The sequence below is a fragment of the Natronococcus sp. genome (genome assembly GCF_047921035.1).
Lineage (GTDB): Archaea > Halobacteriota > Halobacteria > Halobacteriales > Natrialbaceae > Natronococcus.
Genome location: NZ_JBLRWX010000155.1, coordinates 1 through 5,347 on the forward strand (window position 1 = coordinate 1; position 5,347 = coordinate 5,347).

General features: G+C 68.5%; 4 protein-coding genes and 1 pseudogene. 4 read left to right on the forward strand and 1 reads right to left on the reverse strand.

What is annotated here, in order from left to right; translation table 11 throughout:
• The 4 genes and pseudogenes from queC to ACNA7R_RS19080 all read left to right on the forward strand — a co-directional run.
• A partial coding sequence (gene queC / locus ACNA7R_RS19065) for a 7-cyano-7-deazaguanine synthase QueC (protein WP_416285097.1) occupies positions 1 to 727 on the forward strand: 727 nt, incomplete at its 5' end.
• A gap of 55 nt (positions 728 to 782) precedes the next feature.
• Positions 783 to 2,087 carry a DUF389 domain-containing protein gene (locus ACNA7R_RS19070; RefSeq protein WP_416285098.1) on the forward strand — a complete coding sequence of 435 codons (1,305 nt, stop codon included), beginning with the start codon at positions 783 to 785 and terminating at the stop codon, positions 2,085 to 2,087.
• 187 nt (positions 2,088 to 2,274) lie between these two features.
• Positions 2,275 to 3,575 (forward strand): annotated as a pseudogene (locus tag ACNA7R_RS19075) (serpin family protein).
• 128 nt (positions 3,576 to 3,703) lie between these two features.
• The gene (locus ACNA7R_RS19080; protein WP_416285099.1) at positions 3,704 to 4,753 is read left to right on the forward strand and encodes an NAD(P)/FAD-dependent oxidoreductase; all 1,050 of its coding nucleotides are present in this window, start codon (positions 3,704 to 3,706) and stop codon (positions 4,751 to 4,753) included.
• Positions 4,754 to 5,006: 253 nt separating this feature from the next.
• On the opposite strand, the gene ACNA7R_RS19085 is transcribed toward ACNA7R_RS19080, so the two are convergent.
• Positions 5,007 to 5,347: M24 family metallopeptidase (locus ACNA7R_RS19085; RefSeq protein WP_416285100.1), on the reverse strand; the 341-nt coding region annotated here is incomplete at its 5' end.

Consider the following 5,347-nt stretch of genomic DNA (forward strand, 5'->3'; position numbering starts at 1 on the left):
GCCCGCACGAGACGACGAACCGACCGAAAAACGCGCCGTCGTCCTCCTCTCGGGAGGGATGGACAGCGCCACCGCCGCGGCCGTCGCCCGCGAGCGGGGCTACGAGATCTACGCCCTGCACACCTCCTACGGCCAGCGCACCGAAGACCGCGAACTCGAGTGCGCCCACAGACTCGCCGAGGCGTTCGACGCGGCCGACTTCCTGCGGATCGAGACGGGCCACCTCTCGGCGATCGGCGCCTCGAGTCTCACCGACGACGAACTCGACGTCGCCGACGCCGACATGGAAAGCGAGGAGATCCCGACATCCTACGTCCCGTTCCGGAACGCGAACCTGCTGGCAATGGCGGTCTCCTACGCCGAGGCCAACGACTGCGAGGCGGTGTTCATCGGCGCCCACAGCGAGGACTTCTCGGGCTACCCCGACTGCCGACCCGAGTTCTTCGAGGCCTTCGAGCGCGTCGTCGACGTCGGCACGAAACCCGACACCGAGATCGCGATCGAGGCGCCGTTCGTCGAGCGCTCGAAGACCGACATCGCCGAGCGGGGGCTCGAGCTGGAGGTGCCCTACGAACACACCTGGAGCTGTTACCGCGAGAACGAGCCTGCCTGTGGCACCTGCGACGCCTGCGCCTACCGCCTGCAGGCGTTCCAGCGCCTCGGCGTTCGGGATCCGATCGAGTACGAGCAGCGGCCGTCGTACCTCGAGGACGACACCGATTCGTAGCCGCTCCGCGGAGCTTCTCCGGAACACACTTTATCGACCCCCGATCTGTTCAGCTATGCGTCTCGTCCAGCTCCGGGTCCGGAACGAATCGCAGGATCGCGTCCTCGAGACGCTTGACGAGGAGGACGCGGACTACGTTATCGCCGAGGAAGCCGCCGACAACGACTCTTCGATCGTCTACTTTCCGCTCCCCGACGGCGCGGTCGACGAGATGCTGGATCGGCTCCGGAACGACGGGCTCGAGGACGACGCCTTTACGATCGTCACCGAGATCGAGACGGCGACGACGCCCGGACTCGACGAGCTGGAGGGAAAGTACACGCAGGGGCCCGACGACGAGATCGGGCTCTCGCACGCCGAGTTGCGGACGAAGGCCCGGGAGCTGACCCCGCAGCTCTCGATGTTCCTGCTGTTCGCCGGACTCAGCTCGCTCGTCGCCGCCGCCGGGCTGTTGCTCGACTCCGCGATTATCATCGTCGGCGCAATGGTGATCTCGCCGTTCGCCGGCTCGTCGCTCTCGGCGAGCGTCGCCGCGGTGATCGGCGACTACGACTCGATCGCCGACAGCGTCAAGTCACAGCTGATCGGACTCACCGTCGCCCTCTCGGGGGCCGTTGTCGCCGGTCTCGTCTTCCGGTACGGTTCGCTCGTTCCGTCGTCGCTGGCGATCGAGAACATCGCGCAGGTCGGTGCGTTCAGCACGCCCGCGCTGCTCACGCTGACGGTCGCGATCTTCGCCGGCACCGCCGGGGGCCTCGCGCTGGTGACCGATCTGCCGGTCTCGCTCGCGGGGGTCGCTGTCGCCGCGGCGATCGTCCCCGCGGCCGCGGCGGCGGGACTCGGCATCGTCTGGCTCGAGCCCGTGTTAGTCGCCGGCGCGCTCGTGTTGCTGTTCGTCAACGTCATCCTGATCAACGTCACCGCGTACGTCTCGCTGTGGGCGTTCGGGTACCGCGCCGCCAGCAGCGGCGACGTTCGCCACTTCCTCTCGGCCGATCTTCGGACGGTCGCCGGCGCGGCTCTCGCCGTCGCAATCGCGGTAGTCGTCGTCGCCGTCGTCGTCATGACCTACCAGCACTTCGTCTTCGCGCAGGCGGTGAACCAGGGTACCGACGAGGTGCTCGCCGAGCCGGAGTACGAGCAGCTGGTGCTCGAGCAGGTCGAGGTCGGGTACAGCGGCGTCACGCTGCCCGCGGACGAGGAGCCGAATCGGATCACCGTCGTCGTCGGCCAGTACACCGACGACGACTACCCTGACCTCTCACAGGCGCTTCACGAACGAATTAGCGAGGAGACCGATCGGGACGTCGCCGTCCAGGTCCGCTTCCTCGAGTACCAGGAGACGGCCCCTGACGAGTAGCGATGCGGCCTCGAGGACGCTCCCGATCGGCCTCCGCCACCCCTATAGTAACAACTGAAACGGTTTGCACACCGATCGCATAGCAGTCGTGCGATCGAGTGCGCACTGACTTTCAGTGGCTACTATAGTTCAAACGACCCTTTCACCTTGCCCCGGGGTTTTTCGATCCCGTCGACGAGTTAGTTGTATGAAACTATCGCGACGACGGCTCGCGACCGCGTCGGGGGCGGCCCTCGCGAGCGGCGCCCTCTGGTGGCGGTTCGGCCGCGACGACGCCTCGAGCCCGAGCGTCGAGCCCGTTCCCGGCGTCGGCGCGGCGGCCGATCACGACGGCGACGCCCTCGAGCGAGTCGTCGAGGGGAACGTCGAGTTCGGGCTCGCGCTGCTGGATCGACTCGCCGGCGCCGACCCCGGCGAGAACCTGCTGGTCTCGCCCGCTAGCGTCGGCTTCGCGCTCGGGATGACCGACGCGGGGGCTCGCGAGGAGACGGCCGAGGAGATCGGCGAGGCGCTCCGGTTTCCCGACGACCGCGAGGCGCTTCGGTCGGCCCACCAGCAGCTCCAGTACGAGTTAAACGAGCGCGCGGACGCTGCGACCGACGGCGAGTTCGAACTCGCGGTCGCGAACGCGGTCTGGGGACTCGAGGGCTACCCTTACCGCGAGTCGTACCTCGAGATCCTCGAGGACCGCTACGGGGCCGAGTGCGGACGGCCGAGTTCGGCGCGGATCCCGAGGGCGCCCGCGAGGAGATCAACGGGTGGGTCGCCGAACGGACGAACGAGCGCATCGACGAGCTGTTTCCGGACGGCTCGTTCGACGACCGGACGCGGCTCGTGCTGACGAACGCCGTCTACTTACTGGCCGACTGGCACCACCAGTTCGAGGAGGGCGACACGCGCGAAGAGGAGTTCACGCTGCTAGACGGCGAGACGGTCGAGGCACCCCTGATGCGCCAGACCGAGACGGTTCCCTACGCCGAGGTCGACGGCCACCGGGTCGTCGAGCTCCCCTACGTCGGCGAGGAAGTCGGCATGCTCGTCGTGCTTCCGGCGAACGACGAGTTCGAACGATTCGAGGACGAGCTCGACGCCGAGGCGCTCGCGACGTTCGTCGACGCTCTCGAGGAGCGGGAGGGCGAGGTCGTCCTCCCCCGGTTCGAGTTCGACGCCGGGTTCGGCCTGACCGACGCCCTCGCGGAGCTGGGGATCGAGCGGGCGTTCGACCCCGATCGGGCGAACTTCGACGGGATGGTGCCCCTCGAGGAGATCGACGAGAACCTGTTCGTCGGCGACGTCCGCTACGAGGCCTACGTCGCCGTCGACGAGGAGGGGACCGAGGCCGCGGCCGCGACGGGCGTCGAGATGGAGGCCGACTCCGCGCCCACCGTCGACTTCCGGATGGTCGTCGACCGACCGTTCCTGTTTCTGATCCGTGACCGCGAGACCGGTGCGACGCTGTTTCTCGGCCGCGTGGTCGACCCCCGGTAGCCCCCTCGAGCCGTCGGGATCTTCGGCGAACCCGAGCCGACGGACGATCGTTTCGGGAGGTGCCGCGACAGCCGGCAATCGACGCCGGCTGCGGAAGGGTACTTCCGGGTCGCCCCCGAACGCCGCGTATGAAACGGATCGGGATCGTCGGCGCGGGCGTCGGGGCAGCGGGCGCGACGTTCGCTCTCGAGGGGGCGACCGACGACGTCTCGGTGACGGTGCTCGAGAAGTCGGGCGGGCTCTGCGGGCGGGCCGCGACCCGTCGCCGGGACGACGTCGTCTACGACTACGGCGCGAACTACCTCAAGGCCGACGACGAGCGGGTCGTCGAGCTCGTGACGGAGACGCTCCCGACGGAGGGCCTCGTCGATATCGACGAGCCCGTCTGGACGTTCGACCGGGACGGCGCCATCGAACCCGGCCGCGACGCGGACGACCACAAGTGGACCTACCGGCGGGGGCTGACCCAGCTCGCGAAGCGGCTGTTCGCCCGCACCGACGCGACGATCCACCGCGAGACGCGCGTCGAGCGACTGGTGTGCGACGACGCCGCCGGGACGTGGACCCTCGAGGACGCCGCCGGCAACCCGTGGGGGCCGTACGACGCCGTCCTCCTGAACCCGCCGGCGCCACAGACGGCGACCCTGCTCGAGTCGAGCGCGTGGAACTCCGACCGGCAGGAGTCGCTGCTCGAGGCGCTCGCCGAAGTCACCTACCGACGGGTGTGGACCGGCGTCTTTCGCTACCCGTTCGAACTCGACGTCCCCTACTACGCGCTGGTCAACACCGACAAGGACCACGAGATCGGCTGGGTCAGCCGCGAGGAGTGCAAGCCCGGCCACGTCCCCGACGGCGACTCCCTGCTGATCGTCCAGGCCGGCCACGAGTGGTCGGTCGACCACGACGACGGCGACCCGGAGCGAAACCTCGCCGAACTCGCCGCCATGACCGCGGGGCTGCTCGAGGACGACCGCCTCACCGAGCCCGAGTGGACCGACCATCAGGGCTGGCGCTACGCGATTCCCGAGGGCGGCGTCTCGACCGACCCCGTCCGCCGAGCGGAGTCGGCGGGGCTGTACTGCGTCGGCGACTGGGTCGCCGGCGAGGGACGGATCCACGCGGCGCTGCGAAGCGGCCTCGAGGTCGGCGAGCGGATCGCCGTCGGTCGTCGGGACTGATACGGTCTGCTGTAACGATTTACCGGTGTAACCGCGACCCGTGCTGCGGTTGCACCGTCAATGACGTACACCAGTCCGTATGAACGGTTGTCGATCCCGGACAAAAGGGGGGAAGAGGGGTGGATCAGCCGGGACGGCGTACCAGCGATTCGGACGCAGTCGGGGGGATGGTCCCGGCTGTCTTTCAGTGTCTCTCCTCGCCATAAATACTTTCTGAGGAGGGTTGAAAAATACTCGCGGAACCGAGAGGCGGTCAGTTCGCTCGCGGCTCGAGCTGGATCGGGTACTCGGTGAGGTTCTCGTAGCCGTCCTCGGTGACGACCACCAGGTCCTCGATGCGAACGCCGCCCACCTGGGGATCGTAGATGCCGGGTTCGACCGTGACGACGTGGCCGGGCTCGAGTTCCTCCCCGGTCGGCGAGAGGCTGGGCTGTTCGTGGATGTCGAGGCCGACGCCGTGGCCGGTGCTGTGGATGAAGCCGGTCCCGGCGCTGGGATCGCTCCGGAGCGTCTCGTAGCCCGCCTCCTCGATGACGTCGCAGGCAGCGTCGTGGACGGCCGCACCGGTGACGCCGGGTTCGATCGCCTCGAGGG

Excerpts from the sequence above, each read along its gene's own strand:
- ACNA7R_RS19070 (WP_416285098.1), top strand. The coding sequence starts at position 783 with ATGCGTCTCGTCCAGCTCCGGGTCCGGAACGAATCGCAGGATCGCGTC.
- ACNA7R_RS19080 (WP_416285099.1), top strand. The coding sequence starts at position 3,704 with ATGAAACGGATCGGGATCGTCGGCGCGGGCGTCGGGGCAGCGGGCGCG.